At 67.6% G+C, this 24,381-nt stretch carries 23 protein-coding genes and 1 tRNA gene; 11 read left to right on the forward strand and 13 right to left on the reverse strand.

The window, feature by feature from the left end; genetic code table 11:
• The first annotated feature begins 106 nt into the window (after nucleotides 1-106).
• Nucleotides 107-2,275, forward strand: coding sequence for a glutamine synthetase III (locus FPZ61_RS07295; RefSeq protein ID WP_185465466.1), 2,169 nt, complete (start codon nucleotides 107-109; stop codon nucleotides 2,273-2,275).
• A 25-nt stretch (nucleotides 2,276-2,300) separates the two neighbouring features.
• Here FPZ61_RS07295 and FPZ61_RS07300 read toward each other — a convergent pair whose 3' ends face one another.
• The 4 genes from FPZ61_RS07300 to FPZ61_RS07315 are packed head-to-tail and all read right to left on the reverse strand — an operon-like array spanning nucleotide 2,301 to nucleotide 11,863.
• Nucleotides 2,301-4,001, reverse strand: a complete 1,701-nt coding sequence (locus FPZ61_RS07300) for an AAA family ATPase (RefSeq protein ID WP_185465467.1) — start codon at nucleotides 3,999-4,001, stop codon at nucleotides 2,301-2,303.
• Entirely contained in the window at nucleotides 3,998-7,867 is a 3,870-nt protein-coding gene (locus tag FPZ61_RS07305; protein WP_185465468.1) for a UvrD-helicase domain-containing protein, read from the reverse strand. The genes FPZ61_RS07300 and FPZ61_RS07305 overlap by 4 nt, the downstream gene beginning before the upstream one ends.
• Entirely contained in the window at nucleotides 7,864-11,172 is a 3,309-nt protein-coding gene (locus FPZ61_RS07310) for an exodeoxyribonuclease V subunit gamma (protein ID WP_185465469.1), read from the reverse strand. The genes FPZ61_RS07305 and FPZ61_RS07310 overlap by 4 nt, the downstream gene beginning before the upstream one ends.
• A gap of 10 nt (nucleotides 11,173-11,182) precedes the next feature.
• Nucleotides 11,183-11,863, reverse strand: coding sequence for a metallophosphoesterase (locus FPZ61_RS07315; protein ID WP_185465470.1), 681 nt, complete (start codon nucleotides 11,861-11,863; stop codon nucleotides 11,183-11,185).
• A 128-nt stretch (nucleotides 11,864-11,991) separates the two neighbouring features.
• Here FPZ61_RS07315 and FPZ61_RS07320 point away from each other — a divergent pair, with 128 nt between their 5' ends.
• A complete protein-coding gene (locus FPZ61_RS07320; RefSeq protein WP_185465471.1) occupies nucleotides 11,992-12,336 on the forward strand; it encodes a hypothetical protein in 345 nt (114 codons plus the stop codon).
• Between the two features lie 147 nt (nucleotides 12,337-12,483).
• Entirely contained in the window at nucleotides 12,484-12,675 is a 192-nt protein-coding gene (locus FPZ61_RS07325; protein ID WP_185465472.1) for a hypothetical protein, read from the forward strand.
• A 42-nt stretch (nucleotides 12,676-12,717) separates the two neighbouring features.
• Here the strand turns inward: FPZ61_RS07325 and FPZ61_RS07330 are convergent, their stop codons facing one another.
• Together FPZ61_RS07330 and FPZ61_RS07335 are read right to left on the reverse strand one after the other, a co-directional pair.
• Nucleotides 12,718-13,056, reverse strand: coding sequence for an MgPME-cyclase complex family protein (locus tag FPZ61_RS07330; protein ID WP_185465473.1), 339 nt, complete (start codon nucleotides 13,054-13,056; stop codon nucleotides 12,718-12,720).
• A complete protein-coding gene (locus FPZ61_RS07335; protein ID WP_185465474.1) occupies nucleotides 13,053-13,802 on the reverse strand; it encodes a pyridoxine 5'-phosphate synthase in 750 nt (249 codons plus the stop codon). The genes FPZ61_RS07330 and FPZ61_RS07335 overlap by 4 nt, the downstream gene beginning before the upstream one ends.
• 180 nt (nucleotides 13,803-13,982) lie before the next feature.
• Between FPZ61_RS07335 and FPZ61_RS07340 the strand changes: the two genes are divergently transcribed.
• The 4 genes from FPZ61_RS07340 to grxD are packed head-to-tail and all read left to right on the forward strand — an operon-like array spanning nucleotide 13,983 to nucleotide 15,975.
• The gene (locus FPZ61_RS07340; protein WP_370593393.1) at nucleotides 13,983-14,738 is read left to right on the forward strand and encodes a lysophospholipid acyltransferase family protein; all 756 of its coding nucleotides are present in this window, start codon (nucleotides 13,983-13,985) and stop codon (nucleotides 14,736-14,738) included.
• A 28-nt stretch (nucleotides 14,739-14,766) separates the two neighbouring features.
• Entirely contained in the window at nucleotides 14,767-15,303 is a 537-nt protein-coding gene (locus FPZ61_RS07345) for a hypothetical protein (RefSeq protein ID WP_185465476.1), read from the forward strand.
• A 54-nt stretch (nucleotides 15,304-15,357) separates the two neighbouring features.
• Nucleotides 15,358-15,600 (forward strand): BolA family protein, encoded by a 243-nt coding sequence (locus FPZ61_RS07350; RefSeq protein WP_185465477.1) that lies wholly within the window; start codon nucleotides 15,358-15,360, stop codon nucleotides 15,598-15,600.
• A gap of 51 nt (nucleotides 15,601-15,651) precedes the next feature.
• Nucleotides 15,652-15,975: a Grx4 family monothiol glutaredoxin gene (gene grxD, locus FPZ61_RS07355; RefSeq protein ID WP_185465478.1), complete on the forward strand. Its 324-nt coding sequence runs from the start codon at nucleotides 15,652-15,654 to the stop codon at nucleotides 15,973-15,975.
• 74 nt (nucleotides 15,976-16,049) lie between these two features.
• Here the strand turns inward: grxD and FPZ61_RS07360 are convergent, their stop codons facing one another.
• Nucleotides 16,050-16,316, reverse strand: coding sequence for a DUF6761 family protein (locus FPZ61_RS07360; RefSeq protein ID WP_185465479.1), 267 nt, complete (start codon nucleotides 16,314-16,316; stop codon nucleotides 16,050-16,052).
• 175 nt (nucleotides 16,317-16,491) lie between these two features.
• Here FPZ61_RS07360 and FPZ61_RS07365 point away from each other — a divergent pair, with 175 nt between their 5' ends.
• Nucleotides 16,492-17,229: a response regulator transcription factor gene (locus tag FPZ61_RS07365; protein ID WP_185465480.1), complete on the forward strand. Its 738-nt coding sequence runs from the start codon at nucleotides 16,492-16,494 to the stop codon at nucleotides 17,227-17,229.
• A 9-nt stretch (nucleotides 17,230-17,238) separates the two neighbouring features.
• Here the strand turns inward: FPZ61_RS07365 and FPZ61_RS07370 are convergent, their stop codons facing one another.
• The 6 genes from FPZ61_RS07370 to FPZ61_RS07395 all read right to left on the reverse strand — a co-directional run bounded on the left by FPZ61_RS07370 (nucleotide 17,239) and on the right by FPZ61_RS07395 (nucleotide 21,819).
• Nucleotides 17,239-17,808, reverse strand: coding sequence for a hypothetical protein (locus tag FPZ61_RS07370; RefSeq protein WP_185465481.1), 570 nt, complete (start codon nucleotides 17,806-17,808; stop codon nucleotides 17,239-17,241).
• A gap of 5 nt (nucleotides 17,809-17,813) precedes the next feature.
• Nucleotides 17,814-18,047, reverse strand: coding sequence for a hypothetical protein (locus tag FPZ61_RS07375; protein WP_185465566.1), 234 nt, complete (start codon nucleotides 18,045-18,047; stop codon nucleotides 17,814-17,816).
• Between the two features lie 98 nt (nucleotides 18,048-18,145).
• Nucleotides 18,146-19,681 carry a carotenoid isomerase gene (crtH, locus tag FPZ61_RS07380; protein ID WP_185465567.1) on the reverse strand — a complete coding sequence of 512 codons (1,536 nt, stop codon included), beginning with the start codon at nucleotides 19,679-19,681 and terminating at the stop codon, nucleotides 18,146-18,148.
• 64 nt (nucleotides 19,682-19,745) lie between these two features.
• A complete protein-coding gene (trmFO, locus tag FPZ61_RS07385; protein WP_185465482.1) occupies nucleotides 19,746-21,107 on the reverse strand; it encodes an FADH(2)-oxidizing methylenetetrahydrofolate--tRNA-(uracil(54)-C(5))-methyltransferase TrmFO in 1,362 nt (453 codons plus the stop codon).
• On the reverse strand, nucleotides 21,107-21,229 hold the full coding sequence (locus FPZ61_RS07390; protein ID WP_185465483.1) for a photosystem II protein Y: 123 nt from the start codon (nucleotides 21,227-21,229) through the stop codon (nucleotides 21,107-21,109). Before FPZ61_RS07390 ends, trmFO begins: the two co-directional genes overlap by 1 nt.
• Nucleotides 21,230-21,315: 86 nt before the next feature.
• Complete coding sequence (locus FPZ61_RS07395; protein WP_185465484.1) at nucleotides 21,316-21,819, reverse strand: gamma carbonic anhydrase family protein; 504 nt, start codon at nucleotides 21,817-21,819, stop codon at nucleotides 21,316-21,318.
• A 119-nt stretch (nucleotides 21,820-21,938) separates the two neighbouring features.
• Here FPZ61_RS07395 and FPZ61_RS07400 point away from each other — a divergent pair.
• From FPZ61_RS07400 to FPZ61_RS07410, 3 genes are all read left to right on the forward strand, one after another.
• A tRNA-Lys gene (locus FPZ61_RS07400) sits at nucleotides 21,939-22,010 on the forward strand.
• A 112-nt stretch (nucleotides 22,011-22,122) separates the two neighbouring features.
• Nucleotides 22,123-22,338 carry a hypothetical protein gene (locus FPZ61_RS07405; protein ID WP_185465485.1) on the forward strand — a complete coding sequence of 72 codons (216 nt, stop codon included), beginning with the start codon at nucleotides 22,123-22,125 and terminating at the stop codon, nucleotides 22,336-22,338.
• A 344-nt stretch (nucleotides 22,339-22,682) separates the two neighbouring features.
• A complete protein-coding gene (locus FPZ61_RS07410; protein ID WP_185465486.1) occupies nucleotides 22,683-24,374 on the forward strand; it encodes a SulP family inorganic anion transporter in 1,692 nt (563 codons plus the stop codon).
• Nucleotides 24,375-24,381 lie beyond the last annotated feature (7 nt).

Below are 24,381 nucleotides of genomic sequence, written 5' to 3' on the forward strand. Positions count from 1 at the left end.
CATCGGCACCGATCCAGTGTGCAGGCTGCACGGCTTCTCTGTAGCAACCGCTTCATCCCGGGGCAAGGCTGCCTACTTGGATGTGTTTCCAGACACACGGTCTTCAATGCCCAGCTCCCCGCGTCTCGACGCCATTCAGCGCACCCAGCAACGACCGGCGGCGGCGACCGCCCCTGCGGCACCCCTGCAGGACATCTGGGCAGTTGACGTCTTCAATCTCTCCAAGATGAAGTCGTCCTTGCCAAAGGAGATCTTCAAGTCAATCCAGAAAACCATCAAGGACGGCGGCAAGCTTGATGTCTCGGTTGCCAATGTGGTGGCTCAGGCAATGAAGGACTGGGCCGTGAGCCGCGGCGCTCTGTATTACGCCCACGTTTTCTACCCCCTCACCAACTCCACCGCTGAGAAGCACGACGGTTTCATCTCCACCCAGAGTGACGGCTCCGCCATCTGTGAGTTCACCGGCAAAGTTCTTGTGCAGGGGGAGCCTGACGGCTCTTCCTTCCCCAACGGCGGCATCCGCTCCACCTTCGAGGCCCGCGGGTACACCGCCTGGGATATCACCAGCCCTGCCTACCTGATGGCGACGCCCAATGGCGTCACCCTCTGCATCCCCACGGTCTTCGTGTCATGGACTGGCGAGGCCCTCGACAAGAAGACCCCGCTGCTGCGCTCCAACGCAGCCATGAACAAACAGGCTCAGCGTCTGCTCAAGCTGCTGGGCAACTCCGATGTGGCTCCGGTCAACTCCAGCTGTGGCGCTGAACAGGAGTATTTCCTGGTGGACAGCGCCTTCGTGAGCCTCCGCCCCGACCTGTTGCTCTCGGGCCGCACCCTGTTCGGCAATCCGTCTGCCAAGGGTCAGCAATTCGACGACCACTACTTCGGCGCCATCCCCCAGCGGGTCCAGGTCTTCATGCAGGACGTGGAGCAGCAGATGTACAGGCTGGGTATTCCCGCCAAGACCCGCCACAACGAAGTGGCCCCCGGTCAGTTCGAGATCGCTCCCTTCTTCGAGGCGGCCAACGTGGCCACCGACCACCAGCAGCTGACGATGACGCTGCTCAAGAACACGGCGCGAAAGCATGGCATGAACTGCCTGCTGCACGAGAAGCCCTTTGAGGGCATCAACGGTTCCGGCAAGCACGTGAACTGGTCGGTGGGCAACTCCACCCAGGGCAACCTGCTGGATCCCGGCAGCAGCCCCGAGGAGAACATGCAGTTCCTGCTGTTCTGCGGGGCCGTGATCCGCGGTGCCCACCTCTATGGCCCGCTGCTGCGTGCCGTGGTGGCCACGGCTGGCAATGATCACCGCCTGGGCGCCAATGAAGCACCTCCGGCGATCATCTCGGTCTACCTCGGCAGCCAGCTGCAGGAGGTCTACACGATGATCAAGGACGGGAATCTCGGCAGCACCGACCACGGTGGCCTGATGCAACTGGGTGTCGACACCCTGCCGGAATTCCCCAAGGATCCCGGCGACCGCAACCGCACCTCCCCCTTCGCCTTCACCGGCAACCGTTTCGAATTCAGGGCCGTGGGCTCGAATCAGTCGGTGGCTGGGCCGCTCGTGGCCATGAACACGATTCTGGCCGATTCACTCGAGTACATGTGCAACGAACTGGAGGCCAAGATGGGGGCCGGGGAGTCGCTGGAATCGGCTGCCGCCTCGGTGCTGAAGGCCATCATGGAAGCCCACGGCAACGTCGTCTTCGGCGGCGACGGCTACTCCAGCGAATGGCACCAGATGGCTGTCAACGAGCGAGGACTGGAGAACCTGCCGACCACCGCCGATGCCCTGCTGGTGCTGGAGCGCGACTCCGTCAAGGACCTCTTCGCCCGGATGGGTGTGCTCACACCGGTGGAACTTCAGAGCCGCTTTGAGGTCTACGCCGAGCAATACGTGCTGGCCGTCGAGGTCGAGGCCAAGCTGGCCCTTCAGATCGCCCGCACCCAGGTGTATCCCGCGGTGATGCAGTACCTCGGAGATCTGGCCAATTCCCTGCGCTATCAGGAAGATCTGGGCCTTCCCCCCGATCGTGCGATGGCCGGACGCATCGCCACTCTCAACCAGGAACTCCTGGCCAACTGCACGGCGCTTGAGTCGGCCCTGGCCAGTGCCCCCCACGGTTCTGCCGCCCACATGCGGCATTGCGCCGACGGCCTGCTGCCGCTGATGCACAAGATCCGGGAGGCCGTAGATGGCCTGGAGACCCTGGTCGATGACAAGGCCTGGCCGCTGCCCACTTACCAGGAGATGCTGTTCATCCGCTGAACCGGCTCGGCTGGCTCGGCTGCCCTCAGACGGGCAGCCACCCCTGGCCTTCGGGGGTGATCAGCACGGCCTCCTGCCGGGCCCTGGTGAGGGCCGTGTAGAGCAGCCGCCGGTCCCAGCGGCTCTCGCTTTCCGGCATCAGCACCAGCACCTCTTGGTACTGGCTTCCCTGGGATTTGTGGATCGTGATCGCAAAGGCCGCCTCGGCAGCGGCCATCCGGCTGGGATGAACCAGACGCGATCCGGCCATGCCCTCACTGCTGTCGTCACCAGGTTCCTGGCTTCCCCAGAACAGCAGCCTGCGCTCACCGTCAGCTTTCACCACCACCCCCACGTCACCATTGGCCAGCCCCTGCTCCGGCAGGTTGCGCTGGCAGAGCACCGGCGTTCCAGGAGGCCATCCGCCTGGTCCCCGGCTCCAGTCGGCTCCCAGAAGCTGCTGGTTCAGCCTCTCCACCCCCCAGGGCCCACGACGGGTGGGGGCCAGCACCACGCAACGCTCAAGACACTCCAGCAGCTCCCCCGCCAGCTCGTGCTGGCCGGGGGTCCAGCGGCAGGCCAGCTCAGAAAGCTGCGCCTGATGGGCCTGCAGCCGCTTGAGCAGCGCAGTGGGCCTCTGGCCTGAAGCGGAGCGCCACCAGCTGAGGTTGTCTGAGCCTCCCAGCTGGCTGAGACCCTGCAGAAATCCTGGGCCGTCACCCCGCCGCAGCCGCTCGGCCGCAAGGGCAAGGGCCCCGTCATTGCGGTAGGCGGTGGTCAGCTCGATCGCGGCGTTGCCCAGGGATGCGCGCCGGGCCGGGGCCTGGAGTTCCTGCAGCACCGCCCCGGGTCCCACCGGAGCCAATTGTTCGGGATCTCCCACCAGCAGCAGCTGGGCTGCCGCGGGAAGGGCCTCCAGCAGGGCGGCCATCAGGGGGAGATCCAGCATCGACACCTCATCCACCACCAGCAGATCCAGCGTCAGCGGCTGCTCCCGGTTGCGCCCGAATCCGTCCCCGCGGCTTTCCAGCAGACGATGCAGGGTGGTGCAGGGGATGGCGGCCAGCTGCAAGCGCAGGGGCCGCGGCAGGCTGGAGCCAGCCACGGTGATCGCCTGGCGCAGGCGAGCGGCGGCCTTGCCTGTGGGCGCCGCCAGGTGAATCCGCCAGGCCGGACGCTCCTCCAGCACGGCGGCCAGCATCTGCACGACGGTGCTGGTCTTGCCGGTGCCGGGTCCTCCGCCGAGCAACACCAGCCCCTGGCTGAGCAGGGCCTCCACGGCCGCCTGCTGACGGGGGTCCAGGGTGCCCCGCCGCCTGGCCCGCTCAGAGGCGGCCTGCCGGCTCTCGAGGCTCAACGGGGGCTGCACGGCACCTCTGGCCCGTTGCTCCAGCTGGGCCATGGTGGCCTCCAGCACCATCAGCCAGCGTCGCCAGCCCACGCCCCGTTCGTTGAGCACAACCGGTGAGGGGCAGTCTTCCTCCGGTGCCGACGTCTGCTCCGGTCGCTGGATCCAACCGCAACGCACCAGGGCCTGGCGGTGGCCCTCAGGCCAGTGCTCGGGGCTCTCAATGCCCTCGGGGGCAGGGCCGTCCAGCGGCAGCTGCAGGTCTCCTCGCACCAGAGCTGCGCTCAGGGCTTGGATCAGCTCTTCCAGCAGGGGATCGGCCTTCAGGCCGTAGAGCCTGGGCAGGGCTTCTGCCAGGGCAGGTCCCAGGGGGGTGAAGGGGAGCTGGTGTGGTGTCATGGCTGACCCTCCCGCAGCAGAGCATCGAGGGCTTCAAGCCTCCCCAGGGGGGCCTCTTCCACGAACACTCCGGGCACCGAGAGCTCCGCCATCGTCAGGCCGGGTGGTGGGCAGATGGCACCGGGGACGCCCCGCAGGAAGATGTAGACATAGCCGCCGAGATCGCGTTCGGCGCTGTAGCCCGGCAGGCGCCAGCCCAGGTAGCGGTGCAGGGCCACCAGATAGAGATGAGCCTGCAGCGGGTAATGGTGGCTCTCCATCACAGCCGCCATGGCGGCTCGCCCGTAGTCGGTGGGCCCACAGGAGATCGGCCGGCCCTGGGGATCGCTCAGCCCCAGCCAGTTGCTTTTCCAGTCGGCCACCCACCAGCGCTCCCGTCCGTCAGCCCCCGGGGCGGTGAAGACCAGATCGATCGAACCGGTGAGAAAGCCGCGGCTGGCCACCCCCAGCCCCGCCAGACGCTTGGCATAGGCCCCGGTGAAACTCCCTTCCGGGTGTCGGCTGAACACCTGGGCCAGACCCTGGGCCCTCACCAGCGCCTCTCCTGCGGAAGCACCTGAGTCCAGGGCCAGGGGGAGATCGAAGGACATCTCGCGCAGCTGCCGCCGGGGATCCAGATCAGCCAGACGCACGTCGCCCAGGGGGCCTCCCAGGGGGGTGTGGCGGAGCTGCTCGAGAAACCGGAGGGTGGCCGGGACGTGCTCCGGCGCCAGCCCAGCACGCTCCAGCTCCCCCTCCACCAGCTCGAGATGGGCTGGGTGGTCACCGGGCAGGCGGTGGTCAACCCGCTCCAGGATGCGGTGCAGGCAATCACCGGCACCGGCACCGCGCGGGAACGCTGCCAGGGGGCCGTTCCCCCGATCCGGGTTGATGGGGGCATGTCCTTGATCGCGCCGGTCGTCGTCATCGCTGCGGGTGCGATCGCTTCCTGGGCGATCGATGGCATCGGTTTCGCGCCCCTCCTCGATGGCTTCCGGGGCCAGGGACTCCCCATGGGCGGCCTGGGTCCAGCTGGAGTAGCTGCTGCGACCCCAGCCCGAGAACAGAGACCAGCTGGGCACGGGGCCGGTGCGCAGGTTCCCGGAGGCCGCCGGGGGCTTCCAGCGCAGTTCGGCCGGCTGCTCGGCAGCGCCGCTGATCAGGGTGATCGGCAGGGAGCGCCGCTGGATCTCCCCCTCGAGCTGCTCGAGCCACTGCTGGTCGGAGTGATCGTCGTAGAGGTCGTCGTCCTGTCCCAGGGGCGGCAGGGGGCGGTCGCTGAACAGCCAGGGGATCAGGGGATTGCTGCCCTGGCCCTTCGCCGGACCGAAACCGAGCACCAGCAGCTCCCGGGCGCGGGTGAGCGCCACGTAGGCCAGCCGTTCCCGCTCCGCCGCCAGGGCGGCCTGCTCCTGCTCGGCCGCCTCCTGACCAGGTCCCCAGCGCTGATCGAGATGGACATCCAGCTGGGGCTGGCCGACGTTCGTGGGGGTCCAGCGGCGTCCTGGGGCCTTGGAGCCCCGACGGCTGGCGCTGCCCACCCCCTGCCAGAAGTAGGGACAGATCACCACGGGGAATTCGAGACCCTTGCTGCGGTGAACCGTGACAACCCCCACTGCGGAGGTCACCGCATCACTGTGGGGCTGGTGGTTCTCCGGCACCGTTTCGGGTGGGTGCAGCCGCCGCCGCCGCAACCAGTCGGCGATGGCGGCGGCCCCGAGCTGCTGCTGGTGCAGTCGCTCCTGCACCAGTTCGGCGCATTGCTGCAGGTCAGCCAGCCAGCGCCCGTTCAGGGAGAGACGGGCCAGCTGGTCGCTGCGCAGCAGCCGCCCCAGGGTGGCGAGCAGTCCGTCGCCGGGCAGGCGCTCGGCGAGGCGGGCCAGCTGGCCGGAGAGGTGATCCCACTCCTGGCTGCCGGTGCTCTCCAGCTGCTGGGGACTCCAGCCCAGCAGGGGGGAGGCGGCCAGCAGCCGCAGCCGCGCTCCGCTGCCCGGTTCGGCGAGGGCATCGAGCAACCGCTGCAGCAGGGTGGCCCCCTCTCCGGCGAACACATCCCCCTGGCTGAGCAGGCGGCTGGCCAGGCCACGCCGCTCCAGGCTCCTGCGCAGGTCCTCGGCCTGCTGGTGCCGGTCCACCAGCAGACAGATGTCGGAGGGCTCCAGGGGCCGGCTCCCCTCACCTTCAGCCACCCGCCATCCGCGCAGCAGCAGATCAAGCACCAGGGCCGCCGTCCGATCACTCACGCGCTTTTCCATTGCGCCGCGGCTGGGGGGGGGCTCACCAGCAGAACGGTCGCCCCCCAGCCAGAGCAGTTGCAGGGGATGCTCCCCCGCAGGGAGGATCAGGGCCTCGCACCCGCTGGGGCGGGCGGCCCGCAGGGGGGACACCGACAGCGCCGAGCGGGGGAGGCCCGGGCTGAGCAGGCGGTTGATCGCGTCGAGCAGGGCTGGCGAGGAGCGGAAGTTGCGCGTGAGTCGGTGGTTGGCGGCGGCGCTCCTGCTGGCCGTGCGGTAGGTGTCGAGATCACCTCCCCGGAAGCGGTAGATGGCCTGTTTGGGATCTCCCACCAGCACCAGCAGCTGCCGAGGCCGGGCCCGTGGAGCTGCGAAAGCCTGGTGGAGGATGCGCCACTGGAGGGGATCGGTGTCCTGGAACTCATCGATCAGTGCCGCCCCGTAGCGCTGGGAGATGGCTTCGATCAGGCCAGGCCGGAGGGTCCCGTCGTCGCCGGGATCCAGGCCAAGCAGCAGGTCTCCGTAGCTCATGCGGCCTCCCCGCTGACGTCGCCGTGCCAGCTCGGCCCGGCCCCAGTGGCAGAAATGGCTCAGTACCGACTCGGCCGCACCGTCCACCAGGGCAGCCGCGGCCTCCAGCAACGGGCGTTCGGGCAGCCGTGGCCGCGGACCCTCCAGCGCGGCCGCCGCCTCGCTGACCGGTCCCGGATGGAAGTAGTCGGGAATCCAGCTGGTCCTGTCCTCCAGCAGCTCGGCGTAGGAGCCCGGACACGGCTGAGCCTGCAGCCAGGTGCCCAGCTGCTGGGCGCGTTTGAGGCGGGGCTTGGCGCTGTAGGAGCCCTTGCTCTTGATTCCGGCCTGCTTGCGCTCGCTCGCCGCGGCGCAGAGGGCCTGCTCCAAGGCCTCGCCCCGCTGGTCCCAGAGGGCCTGAAAACGGCGCCAGTCAGCCTCCCACTGGCTCAGCCACTGGGGCGGCAGGGGGCTCTCGGGGTCCCAGCCCTCCGGCAGCTCCGGGCTGGCCAGGGTCGGATCTCCCTCGAGCATCGCCAGCAGCGTCTTGAGCGCCGAAATCCGCACCCCCCGGCCGATCAGTCCCTTGAGGGCGTGGGCCGGCAGGGGCAGCACCTGCTGCTGCCAGTAGTCGTGGACCACCTGCTCCTGCAGCAGCGCCCCGTCGTTCTCCAGCTCCAGCTCCGGAGTCAGGCCCGCCTCCAGGGCCTGGCGCTGCAGGCTGCGGTGGCAGAACCCGTGGATCGTGGTGATGTCGGCGGAGCCCAGCTCCTCCAGCGCCAGCAGCAGCTGGGCGCGCAGACGCTCCTGCCCCTCGGCCGGAACCTGCGCCAGCCACTCCCTCAGCTCCTGATCGAGCCCCTCGTGGCCGGCCGGATCAGGGGCCTGGAGCAGCAGCTGGGCCTGCTGCAGCCTCCGGCCGATCCGATCCCTGAGTTCGGCGGCCGCGGCATTGGTGAAGGTGACCACCAGCAGGGATCGCAGGGACAGCTGCCGCTCCCCCACCAGCCGCAGCACCAGATGGGCGAGGGTGAAGGTCTTGCCGGTTCCGGCACTGGCCTCGATCAGGTGCACCCCGGGATCCAGCGGCAGACCGTTGGCCGCCAGCTCCGCCGGCTGGGCTGTGGCGCTGGCGCTGGTCATGGCTTCAGCTGCTGCTCCAGCAGCGGTTCATGCAGGGCCAGTGCCAGGGAGGAGAACGCCCCGAAATCGCCACGCAGCAGGGATTCTCCCGGGCAGTCGCGGCCGAAGCTGAGGGCCATCGCTTCCTGCAGTCGTTCCCCGTCCGTCCAGGGAGGAACTCCTTCCCAGCGCTGGAGAGCCTTGCCGGCTCCATCGCCGGGACGCTTGTGTTCGGCCTCGGCGTAGGCCCAGCCGGTTTCAGGGGGCACCGGCCAGCAGTGGTGGCGATGGCTTTGCCGCCAGCTCAGCAACTGCTGCAGCTGCTCGGTGGCGGCCTCCGCCCCGATGGCCTGCAGCCCCTGCACCACCACGAAACAGTCCTTTTCGCGGGCGATCAGGATCCCCTGCCGGGGAGGATGACCGCTGGCCGTCGCCAGCAAGAGCCGCAGCCAGAGATCGAGCCGGTGGGGGGTGCGTGCCTGGGCGGTGTGAACCAGGACCAGTTGATCGCCGCGCCAGTCGAGCTCCGCCTCCAGGGGGTGGTCGAGGGGGCCGGGCTGCCAGCGATGGAGCTGGCGGCGAGGTTCCCCCAGCTGAGTCAGCAGCAGCTGAAGCGACGACCAGCGCCGGCCGAGGGCCTCCCCCTCCAGCTCGCCCGCCGTCAGGGGAGGGGCAAGGCCCCGGCCCCGCCAGATCCGGGACCAGTCGGGTGGCGTGGGGTCGTGGCCGCCGCGGGCCAGCTGGTCGCGCAACAGTCGGGAGCGCTGCCGCTCATCGAGGCTGAGGGGTTCGAGGTCCTCCACCGGGTCGGCCCACTCCCTTGGCCGCAGGCCCAGCTGCCGCAGCCAGCTGTCCTGGGGCGCCATCAGCCAGCGGCGCAGATCATCGAATGGATCGCTGCCGGGATCGTTCTCGAGCGCCTGTGACGGCTCGGGTGGTTCACGCAGGGCCAGGGGTTGAATCGGTTGTGCCGCCAAGGCCGGATCGTCGAGGCGCTGGCGGGCCTGCTGCAGCCGTTGGTCGCAGCTGGGGGCCGGCCGGTGCTCCGCAGCCAGAAAATTGCGCCGATCCAGCGGGTTCACCGGGTGCACCATCTGCAGCCCATCGAACCCCTCGCTGCCGAGATCGGCATGCAGCTGATCCAGCCACTGGCGTACCGGTGCCGGCGGCGGGAGGGGGTCGCCCCTGCGCTCATCCCGGCTGCTCCAGCAGATCAGCAGATGATCACGGGCGGAGAGCAGAGCTTCCAGCAGCACGTAGCGGTCCTGGTCGGCCGGGTCGGGATCGCCCAGCAGGCGTTGGTGCTCCATCGGATGGAAGCTGGGTCGCTGCCGCCGGCGTGGGAACACCTCCGCGTCCAGGCCCATCAGCACGATCACCCGGTAGGGGATGGCCCGCATCGGCTCGAGGGCGCTGATCGTCAGGGCGCCGCTGCGGTGACCGAAGCGGCCGCTGTCGGCTGACAGCCGCTCCTGCAGCACCGCCGCCACCACCATGGCCGGGATCCTCAGCGAGCAGCCGGAGGCCCCCTCGCTCCAGTCGGCGATGGCCTGGTGAATCGTCGGCAGTTCCCAGGCCCGCTCGCCGCCATCGCCGAAAAGGTCCTCGAGCAGGGCCCGGAGGCAGGGGGCCCAGTCGTGGGCGGTGCGGCTGCGGCGCAGCTGGCCCAGGGCCTGCCTGAGGCCGGTGAGCAGCCGGATCCAGCGCCCCTGGCTCTCGGGTGTGCCGACCAGGGGATAGGGCGCGCAGTCGCCGATGGCCAGCCCGGGCTGATCGGGGAGCACCAGGCCCAGCAGCAGGCGATCGATCGCCCAGCTCAGGGTGTGCTGCTCGAGGCCGCCGCGCTCGCCCCCATCCAGCCCCCAGCGGAAGCCACTGGCCTGCAGCGCCCTGGTGATGGCGGCGGCCTCCTCTGGTTCCAGATCGTGGTGCTTCTGCAGAGCTGTGCTCTCGAGCAGCCCTTCCAGGCCTGAGGCGGTGAGGCGCTCACCCGCCAGGCGCAGCAGCTGGAGCAGGGTCTGGGCGATGCCGGTGTCATCGAGCTGGCTGCGGTCGGTGAGCCGCCAGGGCAGCTCCACCCCGGTGGCGTCGCTGTCGGAGAAGACCGAGGCCAGCAGGGGCGCCAGCCGGTCCACCTGGGGAGTCATGACCAGGATGTGGCGCGGCTCGAGGCTGGGGTCTGCCGCCAGCAGCTGCAGCAGGCGATCCCGCACGATCTGCACCTGCCGCAGTGTCCCCGGGCAGGGGTGGAACTCCAGGGAGTGGTCATCCGCTGCCCGCTGCAGGGGCTGCTGCGCCGCTGGCTGGGCGAGTTGCTCCTGGATCTGCTCCAGCAGGCTCGCTCTCCGCTGGGCAGCGGCCGCCGCCGTGGCCGGCAACAGGAACAGATCACGTTCCTCTGCGCTGCCCAGCTGCCACTCCCCGGTGCCCTCCAGCAACTGCTGGTACTCACCTCCGAGGCGGCCGAAACGCGCCTCGAGCCCCGGGGTCTTCAGCAACCAGTCAAGGCCGAAGGGTTGCTCCAGGGCCAGGGCGTCCTGGAGCTCGCGGCGCCGTTCGATGCAGCGCTGCCAGAGGTCGGCACAGGGGGTGAGCAGGTAGATCTCCACCGGCACCACCAGGGCCAGGGCCTGGAGCAGCTGCACCTGCACCGGCGGGGCGCTGCTGAGTCCGAACAGGCGAAGGGGGGCGGAAATCCCCACGCCGCTGATCCGGCCCTGACGCAACTGCTCGATCAGCTCCAGCATCCTCAGCCCGAAGGGCTTCCGCTGCAGTCGATCACGCAACAGCTGGACCAGAAGGGGCTGCCAGCGCAGTGCCTCAGGCAGAGGATCTCCGAGGCTGTCCCCAGAGCCGCCCTGCCACCAGGCCTGAGCCATGGCGGGCCTGTACAGGCTGATGTCGTCGAGGGCATCGGCGATCGCCCGTGCCAGTTGCCAGAGGGGGGCATCCAGTTCGCCCCCCTCGTCGCGGCACTCCAGCCAGCGTCGCAGCGGGGCGGCTTCGGGGACCTCCACCAACTGTGGCAGCAACTCGAGCACCGGCCAGACCAGGTCGGTGGCCCGCCAGGGATCGCTGCCCTCACCCTCCTCCTCCAGGAGGTGCTGGACGAGGGCGCGCAGATGGCTGCCGGGAAAGGGGAAGCGGATGTTGGCGGCGATGCCGCCCAGCTTCAGGGCCAGTTGCTCTCCCAGCCAGCGACTGGTGGGCCAGGTGTTCACCACCACAGACACCGTCTCGAAGGGGTCGGGGGGCGTCTGAAGCAGGTGCTCTCCCAGCAGCTGGGCGAGCAGGTCGGCCCTGTTGCTGCGATACACCGTCAGCATCGGGTCGCTGTCAGCGGGACCCGGCCACGGGCTCGGACGAACAGATCAGCCCCGGGGCCGGAAGCTGGGGTGAGATGCTGCGCAGGCCGGGCACGCTGCGCTGCTCGGTGGTTTCCGGGCAGTAGGCGGTCAACCGACCCCCATAGCAGGCGCCCGTGTCGATCTTGACGATGCCGTTGGCGCTGCGCTCCACCCGTGCCACGGGAGTGTGGCCGATCACCACATCCCCGAAGCGGCCGTCGTACTGGCTCCAGAAGGTCTGACGGATGGAGAGGTCGGGCAGCCAGCTGGAGGGATCGAAGCCGGCATGGGTCGCCACCCACCCCCTGCCCCAGTAGGCCAGGGGAAGGCTGTCGAGGCGTTCCCGCCACAGACGGCACTGGCGGCTGCCGAGCTGTCGGTAGGTGTCGCACCCTGCCAGGGCCGGATCAGCGACACCGCGCTGGCGGGTGAGTGCCCTGAGCAGGCTCTGCTCGTGGTTTCCTCTCAGCCAGACAGCTCGACCCTCCTGCACCAGCCCCCAGGCCAGCTGCATGGTGCGCTCGATCTGTGGTCCGCGGTTGATCAGATCGCCGCAAAAGAGCAGACGGTCGGTGTCCGGAAGTCTGCTGATCAGATCCTGGAAAGCTGTGGCGCAGCCATGGACGTCCCCGATCACCCAGTGACGGAAGGGCTGCGGTGGGGACGCCATGCAGAAGTTGCGCCGAAGTGAGAACTGCGCTTCCCACAGTCTGGCCCCTGGAATCAACTTTTGTCAGCCCACCACCGCCAACCGGCTGGCTGATGCTGGTACGGTCCGATCCATGCCGCTGGGATCCGATGAATCCTGCTTCCCTCCCGGTTCCGCAGAAAGTGCAGGCTCTGGTGAAGGCTCTGAATGGGGCGAAGCGCACCAATGAGGCCCTGGCCCGCTGCCGTGACGGTGAGGCGATGATCGAAGTGCTGGTGGATGCCTCCCGCAAGCTCGGTCTCGGCCTCAGCCGTGAGGATCTGCTGGCAACCCCCCCGATCCGCGACTGGATCTGGTGGAAGAACAAGGAAGCCCTGCTTACCATCGGCGACAATGCGCCCCGCTACCAGCAGGACGGGGGCCAGGGGCGCGCACCTCGCCGGACGGCGGAGGGTGAGCCCGAGCCCCGCCGTCGCTTCCTCGGACTGTTCTGAGCGCCGGCCTGTTCCGGATGATCACCAGCTGCTGGGTCCCGGAGCGGCCACCGAATCGGCGCAACCTGCGCGATCTGAGACATGAAAGCGATCTCTCAAGGAAATCCTTTGATTTGAGGACGGGAAGGGCGTGGTCCAGCTGACACCATGAACAGATCTAGACGTCAGCACGTCAACACCTTGATCACCACGGATCTCCACTGGCAAAAAAATGGAGAGTTGCATCCCGACGATGTCGCTCGCCTGAGGGAGCGGTTGCTTGCCGATGCCGCCCTCAATCCGGTGCAGCTTCAGCTGCTGGATGGGTGGATGGTCACCAGGCAGAAACAGACGGCCTGAGCGGGGTGGGGTTCGCCGCTCTGTCTCCCCGGCCCGGCACCCTCAGGCGTCGAGGATCTGGGCGAAGGGATCCTCAATCGCAGCAGTGGGAGCCTCGAAGCTGCCCTTGGCCACGAATTCCAGCCGCAGCTTCAGGAAATCGATGAACTTGGAATCGGTGGAGATCACCGCCGCGGCCGGGCTCGGCACCGTGGTGGCGAGCCCGGCCAGTTCGGGCGCCTTCAGAAAGGCCGGACGTCGCACCAGCCAGAAGTCGATGGCTTTGCCCACCTCGCCGTAGTTGCGCACCCGTTCCCGCAGGACCTCCTCCAGGGGTTCCTCCACCGTCAGGAATTCCTCACTGGCCGCGATGAAGTGGTAGGTGGTGGGGGAGGTGCTCATGGAGTGGTGCCGCTGAACAGAGGGTCGCGGCGTGGATTCTGGATCAGGGCCCGCATCTCCTTCACGGCCCTGCGCAATCCCACCGCCAGGGCTCTGGCCACGATCGTGTGGCCGATGTTCAGTTCCTCCATGCCCTCGATCGCTGCGATCGGCTCCACGTTCTGGTACGTGAGGCCATGGCCGGCATTGACCCGCAGCCCGAGGGAGCGGGCCACAAAGCTGCCCTCCTGGAGTCGGGCCAGTTCCCGCAGTTGTTCATCCCAGGCGGCTTCGGCGTAGGCACCGGTGTGCAGCTCCACCCAGCGGGCCCCGCTGGCACGGCTGGCCTCCAGCTGGGCGGCCACGGGATCCACGAACAGGCTCACGGGGATGCCCGCTCCCTGCAGACGGCCCACCAGGGACTGAAGGACCTCCAGCTGGGTCACCACGTCAAGGCCCCCTTCGGTGGTGACCTCCAGGCGATGTTCCGGCACCAGGGTCACCATGTCGGGATGGATCCGCAGGGCGATCGCCTCCATCTCGGCTGTGGCGGCCATCTCCAGGTTGAGGCGGCTGCGCACCGTGGCCCGAAGTAACTCCACGTCACGCTCCTGGATGTGGCGCCGGTCTTCGCGCAGGTGCACGGTGATTCCATCGGCACCCCCCAGCTCCGCGAGCAGCGCCAGGGTGACCGGATCGGGTTCCCGGGCCTGGCGGGCCTGGCGCACGTTGGCGATGTGATCGATGTTCACGCCAAGGCTGGCCATGGCTTCGCGGCGATGCTGTTGAGACCGTTGATCCTATGGATTCAACCCGGGCTCCCCAGCGGCGGTGGTGAGTCGATGCGGCGGCGACGGTTCGATCAACCGCAGAGGCAACTGCCCGTGCCTGGAAACCAGGCCCTGTGGTGCCCTTTAGCTTTCAGCCATCGAGATGTGCGGCTTCAGGTGACGGCCGAGACGAAGGAAGTGACCCGGGAACCCGGGAGGAGCGCGCCGAATCAGCGCTCCAGCCTGGTGGCGCGGGAGGGCAATGTCTGCCGTGGCATCAGCCCGGTGCTGGCGCCGATGGCGATGCTCGTGACCCAGGATCTGGCTCTTCCGGGCTTTTTCAGTTCGATCGCGGTGCTCGGGTCCGAGCATCTGCCGCTGCAGGGGCCGGTCTTGCTGGCCCCCACTCACCGGGCCCGCTGGGACGCGCTGCTGCTGCCCCACGCCGCCGGCCGACGGGTCAGTGGACGCGATTGCCGTTTCATGGTCACCGCCACGGAGATGAAGGGGCTCCAAGGCTGGTTTCTGGATCGCCTGGGATGTTTCCCGATTGATCAGCGGCGGCCGGGCACCAGGGTCCTCCGCTATGCGGTGGACCTGCTGGCGGCCTCGGAGCAGCTGGTGGTGTTTCCGGAAGGTCAGATCCGCCGTCAGGATGAGCCGATCCGGCTTCAGCAGGGTTTGGGGCGGCTTGCGTTCCTGGCCGCCAGCCAGGGGGTGGATGTGCGCGTGGTCCCTGTCGGCATCGGCTACAGCCAGGCCCGACCGCACTGGCGTGGCGAGGCGGCCCTGGCTTTCGCGCCCCCCCTGGCCGTGGCGGGCGATGGTGGGCGCGCTGCGGTCAGGGCGTTCAATGAGCGACTGGCGGCGGCGATGCAATCAGCTGAGGAAGCGGCCCGCGTCGCGGTGGGGCGTCCCTTCGCTTCCCCGTAGAGTCCAGTCGACTTTCGGTGTTGCCCCCGTGCGCCGGCCTCACGTTGCCCTCGGGCTTGCCCTGGCGGCAACCCTGTTCCCCCTCTGCCCGATCCTGCCCCTCCAGGCCCAGGGTGAGCCCCAGAAAGTGCTGGAGGGTTCGGCGGGAACCTTCAATCTTCAGGCTGTCAGGGATCTGCTCAGCCGCGGCGATGGGGCTGTGGCCCGGGGTGACCTGGCCTCCGCCCGCAAGGATTACGACCAGGCCAGGGATGCCAGCCTGCGCTTGCTGGGGTTCTATCGGGATCTGAGTGGATCCTTCCGCGGCCTCGACGCGCGCATCCCCAGGGAGATGGACCAGAAGGGTCGCGAGTCCCTGGAGCTGCTGGCCCAGTCCAATCTGCGCCTGGCCGCCCTGCTGCGGCGCCAGAATCAGCCTGAGGTGGCAGTGCCGCTGCTGGTGGAGGTGGTGAAGGTGATGACGCCCACCCGTGAGGAGGGTCGACGCGCCTACCAGACCCTGGTGGAACTCGGCTTCGCCACGATTCCCTACACCGCCGGCGCTGATGCCCCGGCCTCGCCGTAAGGCAGGCAAGCCCCACGGCTTCTAGATTTCCCGTCTTGTGGATGGACCCCAGTCATGGTGCAGTCGGAGCAGGTGAAGGAGGCGATCTGCGCAAGCCTTCCCGATGCTCAGGTGGAGGTGGAGGATCTCACCGGAGGTGGCGACCACCTCCAGGTGAAGGTGGTTTCATCCGCTTTCGCGGGGCTCTCACGCATCAAGCAGCACCAGCTGGTCTATGGGGCCCTGCGCCGTGAGCTGGCCAGCGAGGCCATCCATGCTCTGGCCCTGCAAACCACCGTTCCCATCGGTGTGGGCTGATCCCTTCGATCGTTTCGTCCCCAACCAACCCTTCTTTTTCTCCTGGCACCCATGGACAGCGCCGTCAAGCAACGCATCGACAGCCTCGTGAGCAGCAGCCCGATCGTGGTGTTCATGAAGGGCTCGAAGCTGATGCCCCAGTGCGGGTTCTCGAACAACGTGGTTCAGATCCTCAACTCCCTGGGCATGCCGTTCGAAACCTTTGACGTGCTCTCCGATGCGGAGATCCGGCAAGGCATCAAGGAGTATTCCGAGTGGCCCACCATCCCCCAGGTTTATCTGAACGGGGAGTTCATCGGCGGCTCCGACATCCTGATCGAGATGTACAACTCGGGCGAGCTGCGTGAAACCCTCACGGTGGCACTGGCCAGCTAGTGATTCAGGCCCAGCCACTTCGCTGGGCTCCACGGACCGCTGACCGGCAAGCGATGAATCAGTGGGAGGGATGATCAGTTGCGGCTGTTCTCGAACAGGGTGCTCAGGTTGCCGTCGGGTCCGATGAAGCTGGAGGGGTCCATGATCCAGCGCTCGATCAGGTCTTCGAGGCGGCGTTGATCCAGGGGTTGGAGCACGGCGCTGCGGCGCAGGGCATGCAGATAGCCATCGGCATAGAGCCTCAGCTCCGACGGACTGTGGTAGCGGCTGGCCAGGTCCTGGCAGGCGTCACAGAGCGACTGAAAGTGTCGGATGGCGTCGGGATTCTGCAGCGCGGTCATTGGGGCACAGGCTGTCTGGGCGGGGGTGGCATCGATCGATACCGACTGCTCCCGGGGTGTATCAGGTAGCCTAAAGAATCACCCGTGGCCGCGTGTGGCGCTCACACCAAAGCCTGATTCCACCCCTCCCCCTTCCCCCAGCCTGAAGCTGGAGTCACGTTCGGGTGGATCCGCCATGTTGAAGCGGGTCCTGGTGGTCGACCCCCATCCCACCCTGCGCACGGTCCTGGCCCAGCGCCTCCGTCAGGACGGCCATCTGGCCGCCGCCGTAGCCACGGCGGCGGAAGCTCTCCAGCTCTGTGACGACCAGACTCCTGACCTGCTGGTGAGCGCCGAGCTTCTCGAGGAGAGCACGGCCCTGCGTCTGGCGGCCCATCTCCGTTCTCCGGTGATGGTGCTCACGGCCCGCACCGGGGTGGATCCTGTGGTGGCGCTGCTCGATGCCGGTGCCGACGACGTCCTGCGCAAGCCCTTCGGCCTCGAGGAGCTGGCCGCCCGTTGCCGCAGCCTGCTGCGGCGCAGTGGCACCGGTCTGCAGGAGCGGGTCTGTGTCGGGCCCCTGGAGGTGCACCTGCTGTTGCGGCAGGTCACACTGAGGGATCAGCCCGTGGAGCTCAGCCCCCGGGAGTTTGCTCTGCTCTGCGCTCTGTTGATGCCTCCGGGGATGGTCCGCAGCCGCCAGGAGTTGCTGCGCATGGCCTGGCCCCCATTCAGTGGCGGGCCCCGCTCCGTCGACACCCAGGTCCTCACCCTGCGCCGCAAGCTCGAACTGGCCGGTCTCGGCGAGGGCGGTGGCATTGAAACCGTGCGCCAGCAGGGCTACCGCTTCAGCCTGGAAACCCTGCCCGATGCTCAGGAGCCTTCCATCGGCTCCCCCGGCAATGTGCGACACCAGGCCACCAGTGCCAGCTGAGCCATCGGCTCAGCTCAGGTTCTTGAAACCGTCCATGGGCAGGGCGGCGAACACCACCACCTCGGCCAGCAGCAGCACCAGCGACAGTCCCGCCAGGGCCCAGTAGGTCCAGGGCGGGGAAATCCTTCCCACTCCGGAGAGATCGAGGCCGCTGGTGCGTTGGATCTGCAGCAGGAAGGCTGGGAAGCGGGCCACCCGCTGGGGCAGCAGCAACCGGCGTCCATCCTGTGCCTTCAGGTAGAAGACCCGTCCGCCCTGGCTTGTGCCCAGGCTGGCCAGACCCTGCACCTGATCCCAGGGGAGTTGCCAGCCCCGGCGCAGCAGCCAGGCGCACCAGAGAGGGTGTCCCACCGTGATGCCCTGGCGATCCAGGCTGACCCGTTCACTGAGCAGCGCTCCCACCAGAACGAAACCAGCCGGCAGGGCGGCCGTGAGCCAGGGCCGCAGTGCGGGCGGGGCCAGCAGAGGCAGGGGCAGCACCAGGGCCAGGTAAAGCCCGAGCAGGGTGAGCCGGATCAACGGCGCCACCGGGTAGATCTGAGCCTGCTCCGGTGTTGAACCCGGTGGGTTGGTGGACATGGGGTTCAGCCCCGACCGAACAGTTCAGCTTCGCGGCCGCGCCAGAAGGTGCCCAGTCGCATCAGGTCTTCATGGGCATCCTGGACCCGGCGCAGGTACTCATCGGCCCCGAGCGAGTCCTTCTCCTCCTTGAGTCGGCTCAGCCGCAACTGAAGCAGAAGCCAGGGCTTGGTGAGGGCATCGTTCTGCTCCAGGTAACGGGCGAGATCCTCGTGGTTCGGGGTGGGGACGGGACCCATGGAGGCTGGAGTCTGAAGGGCGTTCACGCTATGGAGCGTGACCTGGGCCCGCGAGTCGGGTGGGGTCGGGTTTCCGGCGCGGCCCTCTCGGCTCAGGCTCAATCCGGCAGGGCCCAGGGGTTGAGGCCCAGGTCGGCGCCGACCCGGTGGGCACAGGCGAAGCCACTGAAGGCCACCGCATTCAGCCCCTGGCCAGGGAAGCAGGAGTCGCCCACGAGATAGAGCCCGGGGATGCCGCTGCGGTTGAAGGGCATCGGCAGCAGCCCCGGCAGGCGCAGGGCCGGCACCGGTCCATAGCTGCCCTGGTGGCGGCCCAGAAAGCGGCGATGGCTGCGGGGAGTCCCCACCTCCCGGTGGGTGATCGCTGCTCCCAGGCCGGGCAGGATCAGCTCCAGCCGACGGATCAGGCGATCGGCGGCCGCTTGCTTCGCGCTGCGGTAGTCACCCGGTGAGAGCCCCTGCCAGGTTTCCATGCTCGAGGGGGTGAAAGCATGGACGATCTGTCTCCCCTGGGGCGCCAGGCCCGGGTCGAGCAGGGTGGGGATCGAGACGAAGACCGTGCCCTGCTCGGCCTCCATCGCGCTCCACTCCTCCAGCAGCAGGTGATGGCAGTGGCTGCCGGCTGGAACCGCTTCGGCCCGCACCCCCAGATGCAGCGAGAGGAAGGAAGGCGAGGCCTTGTAGCGCCGGCGCCAGGTGTGCTCGGAGGCGGGCACCTGCGCCTCCTCCACCAGGCCACCGAAGGTGTCCCAGCGGGTGGCGTTGGAGATCACCCGGGCGGCCCGGATCGTCTCTCCGCTCGCCAGCTCCACCCCCACGGCCTTGCCGCCATCGATCAGCACCCGGGTGACGCGGGCCCGGTAGCGGATCGCGCCACCATGGCGCTCCAGTCCACGCACCAGGTGCCGGGCGATCGAGCCCACGCCGCCGCGGGGATAGTTGATGCCACCGGCATGACGGTCGGAGAAGACCATGCCGGCGTTGATCATCGGGGTGCGATCCGCAGGCATCACCGACCAGCAGAAACACTCCATGTCGATGAATTTCAGCAGCGCCGGATCGCGGATGTGCTGACGCGCCACATCACCCACATTCACCGGCAGCCAGCGGGCCAGGCCGAGGCAGGCCAGCGGCGCCCGGAAGAACACCTTCGCCAGATAGGCCGGATCCTCCAGCGAGAGCAGCGGCATCGCGTCGAGGCAGCGGAAGACGCTCCAGCAGGTGTCGTAGAACCGACGGATGCCACGGGCTTCGTGGGGGAAAAGGGCGCTGAGTCGGGCGATGAAGCGTTCGTAGTCGCGATCGACCGCCACGGTGAGACCCCCGGGGAGGTGGTATTCGAGCTGGGCGGGATCGGGGATGGTCTCCTGGCGTTCCCCGACATCGGCCAGGGCGCGGGTGAGCAGATTGGTGTGACCGCGCTCCCCGAAGCCGAAGATCATCGAGGCGCCCACGTCGAAGGTGTAGCCCTGGCGCTCGAAGCTGCCGCCGCTGCCACCGGGAATCAGGTACCGCTCGAGGACCAGCACCCGCGCCCCCTTGGCGGCCAGCTGGGTGGCCGTCACCAGGCCACCGATGCCGGAGCCGATCACCACGGCATCCCAGTCCAGGGAGCAAGCCGGGTCGGTGGCCATCGTGCTGGCGGGGCTGGAGAGGACGCTCACTGGGATGGGCCGGGGCCTGCAGTCAGATTCGACCCTAGGCAAAGGTCAGGACAGCACTGCGGGCTTCGGGTCTGAACGGGGCCAGATCAGCCAGGGAGCGGTCGCGGTAGGCGCCGTAGCGGGCCCGTTTCTCCCGCACCCGCACACTCAGCTCGGGCATCAGCCCGAAGTTGGGTGGCATCGGCTGGAACTTCGCGCTTGGGGCTTCGGCGATGAAGTGGGTGAGGGCGCCGATCATGGTGGTGGGCGGCAGCGTGATCGGGCTCTGGCCATGGGCAAGCCTGGCGGCGTTGGTGCCGGCCAGCCAGCCCCCGGCCACGGCGGCCGCATAGCCCTCGGTGCCGGTGATCTGGCCCGCCGCCAGCAGGGTGGGCCGCTGCCGGAACTGCAGGGTGGGATCCAGCAGCTGCGGGGCCTCGAGAAAGGTGTTGCGGTGCATCACCCCGAAACGCACGAACTCGGCGTTCTCCAGACCTGGAATCAGGCGCAGCACCCGTTTCTGCTCGCCCCACTTCAGGTTGGTCTGAAAGCCCACCAGGTTCCAGAGCCGCCCCTCGCGATCTTCCTGGCGCAACTGCACCACGGCATGGGCCCGCCTGGCCCGCCGCACATCACGGTCGTGGAGGTCACCCCAGCGCGGATCCCAGAGGCCGATCGGTTTGAGCGGGCCGTAGCGCATCGTGTCATCGCCGCGGCGGGCCAGCTCCTCGATCGGTAGGCAGCCCTCGAAATAACTGGCACTCTCCTGCTCGAAGTCCTTGAGCTCGGCCTGCTCGGCCGCCAGCAACGCCTCCCGGAAGACCTGGTACTGCTCCCGGTCCATGGGGCAGTTGATGTAGTCGGCGTCGCCCTTGTCGTAGCGACTGGCGCGGAAGGCCACGTCGAGGTCGATGCTCTCGCCGGCCACGATCGGGCTGGCGGCGTCGAAGAAATGGCAGTCGTCGCGCCCGGTGAAACGGCGCAGATCCTCGGCCAGGGGGTCGCTGGTGAGAGGTCCGGTGGCCAGCACGGTGAGTTCGTCCGGCGCGGGCAGGCGCAGCTGCTCCACCCGCTCCACCTGGATCAGGGGATGGCTTTCGAGCGTGCGGGTGAGGCTGGCACTGAACTGACCACGGTCCACCGCCAGGGCGCCGCCGGCTGGCACGGCGTGGTTGTCGGCGCTGTTGATCACCAGCGAACCCAGCTGTCGCAGTTCTTCCTGCAGCAGTCCAGCGGCCCGATCACTGGAGAGGGCGCCGAAACTGTTGCTGCACACCAGCTCAGCGAATTCGGCACTGTGGTGGGCGGGGGAGCGCCGCACGGGACGCATCTCCACCAGCTTCACAGGCAAACCTGCCTGGGCGATCTGCCAGGCCGCTTCGGTGCCGGCAAGACCGGCACCGATCACCAGAACCATCAGGCGCGGGAACGCTTGAGCATCAGTTGCAACTGGCCGATGGCCGCACGGCCGATGTTGAACACGGCCCAGCCCACAGCGATCAGGATCGGGGCAGTAACCAGCAGCAGCCGAGCGTCCATCGAAGAAGAATCATCGTGGAGCAATCTTACGGACATCCGCAGCCGCCCCAGAAAGGCTCCTGGGCGGTTGATCCAAATCGCAGCATTCAGGCCGCGCGAGCGGCATGGGTGGCGGCCAGCTGGCTGTAGTCCAGGGCGTGCTGGGACTGCGCGGCGGCCTCGCTCTCACTGAGGGTTCGTTTCGCCTTGGCCGGGATGCCCGCCACCAGGGTGCGTGCGGGCACGTCCCGGGTCACCACCGCCCCTGCGGCCACCAGGGCTCCCTCCCCCACCCTCACCCCATTGAGAACGATCGCGCCGATGCCGATCAGGCAGCCATCGCCGACCTGCGCGCCGTGGACGACGGCGCGGTGGCCGATGGTCACCTTCGAGCCGATCAGCACCGGTTGGCCTGGATCCCCGTGCAGCACGGCCCCGTCCTGGATGTTGCTGTTGGCTCCGATCTCGATGCTGCAGAGGTCGCCCCGGGCCACGGCCATCGGCCAGAGGCTCGCTCCGGCGCCGATGCGCACGTCCCCGATCACCACGGCGGAGGGGGCCACCCAGGCTTCGGGGTGAACGCTGGGCTCGGGCCAGGGCAAGGAGGGCATGGGGGCGGGATGGCTGCCGGGGGATCAGCGCCCCCTGATGACCCGACCATGCTCTCTTGGAGGAGGTGACCCCTGGGTGATACTTTCCATGGGTGCTCGAAAGGGCAGTCCATCCCGGCGGGTCGCTAGCTCAGCGGTAGAGCACTCGGCTTTTAACCGATTGGTCCTGAGTTCGAATCTCAGGCGACCCATGATTCACAGAATGCCGACGACCGTGTCGCTGAGATCCTGTCTCAGCCAAGCTGACCGGCTATGACTGCCCTGTGGAGGGCTGGGCGACGCCCCATTGCCTGCTCAGGTTCCATGGATGATCTTCTCAATCAGCCGCCCGTCTGCCACCAACAGGACTGGCGCCGGATCCGCGATGCTCTGCGCTATCTGGGCAGGGATCTGCACCGACGCTCCTATGGCGTTGATGCCCAGCGCCGTGAACTGCTCTGGGCCGAGATGGATGCCTGCCTGAAGCTGGCGGATCGGATCGGCGCCACGCTTCCGGAAATGGAGACCTGGGCCGACTGACGGCGGAATCATCCGAGACCGCATCCATGGGCAGGGGCTGTGCATGCTCCTTTCCAGGAGAGGAGTTGCCCTGACTGGCTTGTTTGGTTCATGGGAATTCAGGGCTGTGCTGATGGGCGGCATTGGCCATGGCTTAAGGTGAACCAAGTCAATGTCGCCTCCTCATGACCAGGTGGAAGATTCATGGCTACCTTGAGTGCTGAAACTCTTTTCTACTCAGGATCGGTCTTCTCTGCTCAGAGCGAATAGTTATTGCGAGTCCAGTTCGCTTTCCTGATCGGATCACAGGGTTGCCCTCGAGCCGCTTCACTTTCTTGCCTTTTTCAATCTTCGTCTGTTGATTTATGGTTGCTCCCGCCTCAGTTGCACGACCCGGCAGAAGCGGGCGTATTTTCAACTACATCGGTCGCAACAACATCCGGGGGGATTTCTTCGGTGGCCTTACTGCGGCCGTGATTGCCCTGCCGATGGCCCTGGCTTTTGGGGTGGCCTCCGGAGCAGGAGCCGCGGCAGGGCTGTGGTCGGCCGCCATCATCGGCCTGGTCACAGCCCTCTTCGGCGGCACGCCCTCGCTGATCTCGGAGCCCACAGGCCCGATGACGGTGGTGTTCACCGCTGTGCTGGCCACACTCACCACCAGGGCTGATTCCCCCGCCCAGGCCCTGGCCATCGCCTTCACCGTGGTGATGCTCTCCGGGGTGTTTCAGATTCTCTACGGGGTGCTCCGTCTGGGCCGCTACATCACCCAGATGCCCTACACGGTGATTTCGGGTTTCATGAGCGGCATCGGCACGATCCTGATCGTGTTGCAGATCGGCCCGCTGCTTGGCCAGGCACCTCCTCCGGGTGGCGTGCTCGGAACACTTCAGGCCGTGCCGCAACTGCTTCAGGGCATCCAGCCGATGGAAACGGCGCTGGCCCTGATCACCCTGGCCCTGCTCTGGTTAACTCCGGAGCGTGTCAAACGCCTGATCCCGGTGCCGCTGCTGGCGCTGATCGTTGGCACGATCCTTTCCCTGGTGGCGTTCCAGGGGGTTGAGCTGCGCCGCATCGGTGAGATCCCCAGCGGTCTGCCGCAGCTCACGCTGCCAGCTCTGGGACCTGATGTGCTGCAACTGGTGGTGATCAATGCCGCCTTGCTGGGCATGCTCGGCTCGATCGACTGCCTGCTCACCTGCCTCGTATCCGACAGTCTCACCCGCACCGAGCATCAATCCGACAAGGAACTTGTGGGTCAGGGCCTTGCCAACATCGTGGCCGGTCTCTGTGGGGCTCTGCCCGGATCAGGAGCCACCACCGCCACGGTGGTGAACATCCAGGCCGGGGGCCGTACGGGCCTCTCGGGCCTGTTCAGAGCGTTGATCCTCGCCCTCTTGATCCTCGCTGGATCGGGTCTCGCCTCACAGATTCCTCTGGCTGTGCTGGCGGCGATCGTGTTCAAGGTGGGTCTCGATATCGTCGACTGGGGCTTCCTGGTGCGCGTGCCCCAGCTCTCCAGAAAAGGGGCCCTGATCACTTATGTGGTGATTGCCCTGACGGTGTTGGTGGACCTGATGGTGGCCGTGGGTGTCGGCATTTTCATCGCCAACATCATCACCATCGACAAGATGAGCCTGATGCAGAGCAAGGCCGTCAAGGCTGTCAGCACGGCTGACGATGCTCTTGAACTCAGCGATCAAGACAAGCGGCTTCTCGATCAGGCCGGGGGACGCGTGCTCCTGTTTCAGCTCAATGGCGCGATGATCTTCGGCGTGGCCAAGACCATCAACCGTGAACACAACGCCATCAGCGATTGTGATGCGGTCATCTTCGATCTCTCGGGTGTCTACCACCTCGGGCTGACTGCTGCCCTGGCGATCGAGAATGCCGTTGAGGAGGCGATTGATGTCGGTCGCAATGTCTATGTGGTCGGAGCGGGCGGCACCACCCGTAAACGGCTGGATCAGCTCAAGCTGTTCCAGCTGCTTCCGGAGGATCACACCGAACTCACTCTCCATGAGGCCCTCACCCATGCCGTGGAGGCCCAGCGCAGCTGAGCCGAGC

Source organism: Synechococcus sp. BSA11S (assembly GCF_014224355.1).
Classification (GTDB): Bacteria; Cyanobacteriota; Cyanobacteriia; order PCC-6307; family Cyanobiaceae; genus Regnicoccus_A.

What these genes read in the sequence shown, in the direction of transcription:
- FPZ61_RS07295 (WP_185465466.1), top strand. Translation starts at nt 107, where the DNA reads ATGCCCAGCTCCCCGCGTCTCGACGCCATTCAGCGCACCCAGCAACGA.
- FPZ61_RS07300 (WP_185465467.1), bottom strand. Translation starts at nt 4,001, where the DNA reads ATGACACCACACCAGCTCCCCTTCACCCCCCTGGGACCTGCCCTGGCA.
- FPZ61_RS07305 (WP_185465468.1), bottom strand. Translation starts at nt 7,867, where the DNA reads ATGACCAGCGCCAGCGCCACAGCCCAGCCGGCGGAGCTGGCGGCCAAC.
- FPZ61_RS07310 (WP_185465469.1), bottom strand. Translation starts at nt 11,172, where the DNA reads ATGCTGACGGTGTATCGCAGCAACAGGGCCGACCTGCTCGCCCAGCTG.
- FPZ61_RS07315 (WP_185465470.1), bottom strand. Translation starts at nt 11,863, where the DNA reads ATGGCGTCCCCACCGCAGCCCTTCCGTCACTGGGTGATCGGGGACGTC.
- FPZ61_RS07320 (WP_185465471.1), top strand. Translation starts at nt 11,992, where the DNA reads ATGAATCCTGCTTCCCTCCCGGTTCCGCAGAAAGTGCAGGCTCTGGTG.
- FPZ61_RS07325 (WP_185465472.1), top strand. Translation starts at nt 12,484, where the DNA reads ATGAACAGATCTAGACGTCAGCACGTCAACACCTTGATCACCACGGAT.
- FPZ61_RS07330 (WP_185465473.1), bottom strand. Translation starts at nt 13,056, where the DNA reads ATGAGCACCTCCCCCACCACCTACCACTTCATCGCGGCCAGTGAGGAA.
- FPZ61_RS07335 (WP_185465474.1), bottom strand. Translation starts at nt 13,802, where the DNA reads ATGGCCAGCCTTGGCGTGAACATCGATCACATCGCCAACGTGCGCCAG.
- FPZ61_RS07350 (WP_185465477.1), top strand. Translation starts at nt 15,358, where the DNA reads ATGGTGCAGTCGGAGCAGGTGAAGGAGGCGATCTGCGCAAGCCTTCCC.
- grxD (WP_185465478.1), top strand. Translation starts at nt 15,652, where the DNA reads ATGGACAGCGCCGTCAAGCAACGCATCGACAGCCTCGTGAGCAGCAGC.
- FPZ61_RS07360 (WP_185465479.1), bottom strand. Translation starts at nt 16,316, where the DNA reads ATGACCGCGCTGCAGAATCCCGACGCCATCCGACACTTTCAGTCGCTC.
- FPZ61_RS07365 (WP_185465480.1), top strand. Translation starts at nt 16,492, where the DNA reads ATGTTGAAGCGGGTCCTGGTGGTCGACCCCCATCCCACCCTGCGCACG.
- FPZ61_RS07370 (WP_185465481.1), bottom strand. Translation starts at nt 17,808, where the DNA reads ATGTCCACCAACCCACCGGGTTCAACACCGGAGCAGGCTCAGATCTAC.
- FPZ61_RS07375 (WP_185465566.1), bottom strand. Translation starts at nt 18,047, where the DNA reads ATGGGTCCCGTCCCCACCCCGAACCACGAGGATCTCGCCCGTTACCTG.
- crtH (WP_185465567.1), bottom strand. Translation starts at nt 19,681, where the DNA reads ATGGCCACCGACCCGGCTTGCTCCCTGGACTGGGATGCCGTGGTGATC.
- trmFO (WP_185465482.1), bottom strand. Translation starts at nt 21,107, where the DNA reads ATGGTTCTGGTGATCGGTGCCGGTCTTGCCGGCACCGAAGCGGCCTGG.
- FPZ61_RS07390 (WP_185465483.1), bottom strand. Translation starts at nt 21,229, where the DNA reads ATGGACGCTCGGCTGCTGCTGGTTACTGCCCCGATCCTGATCGCTGTG.
- FPZ61_RS07395 (WP_185465484.1), bottom strand. Translation starts at nt 21,819, where the DNA reads ATGCCCTCCTTGCCCTGGCCCGAGCCCAGCGTTCACCCCGAAGCCTGG.
- FPZ61_RS07405 (WP_185465485.1), top strand. Translation starts at nt 22,123, where the DNA reads ATGGATGATCTTCTCAATCAGCCGCCCGTCTGCCACCAACAGGACTGG.
- FPZ61_RS07410 (WP_185465486.1), top strand. Translation starts at nt 22,683, where the DNA reads ATGGTTGCTCCCGCCTCAGTTGCACGACCCGGCAGAAGCGGGCGTATT.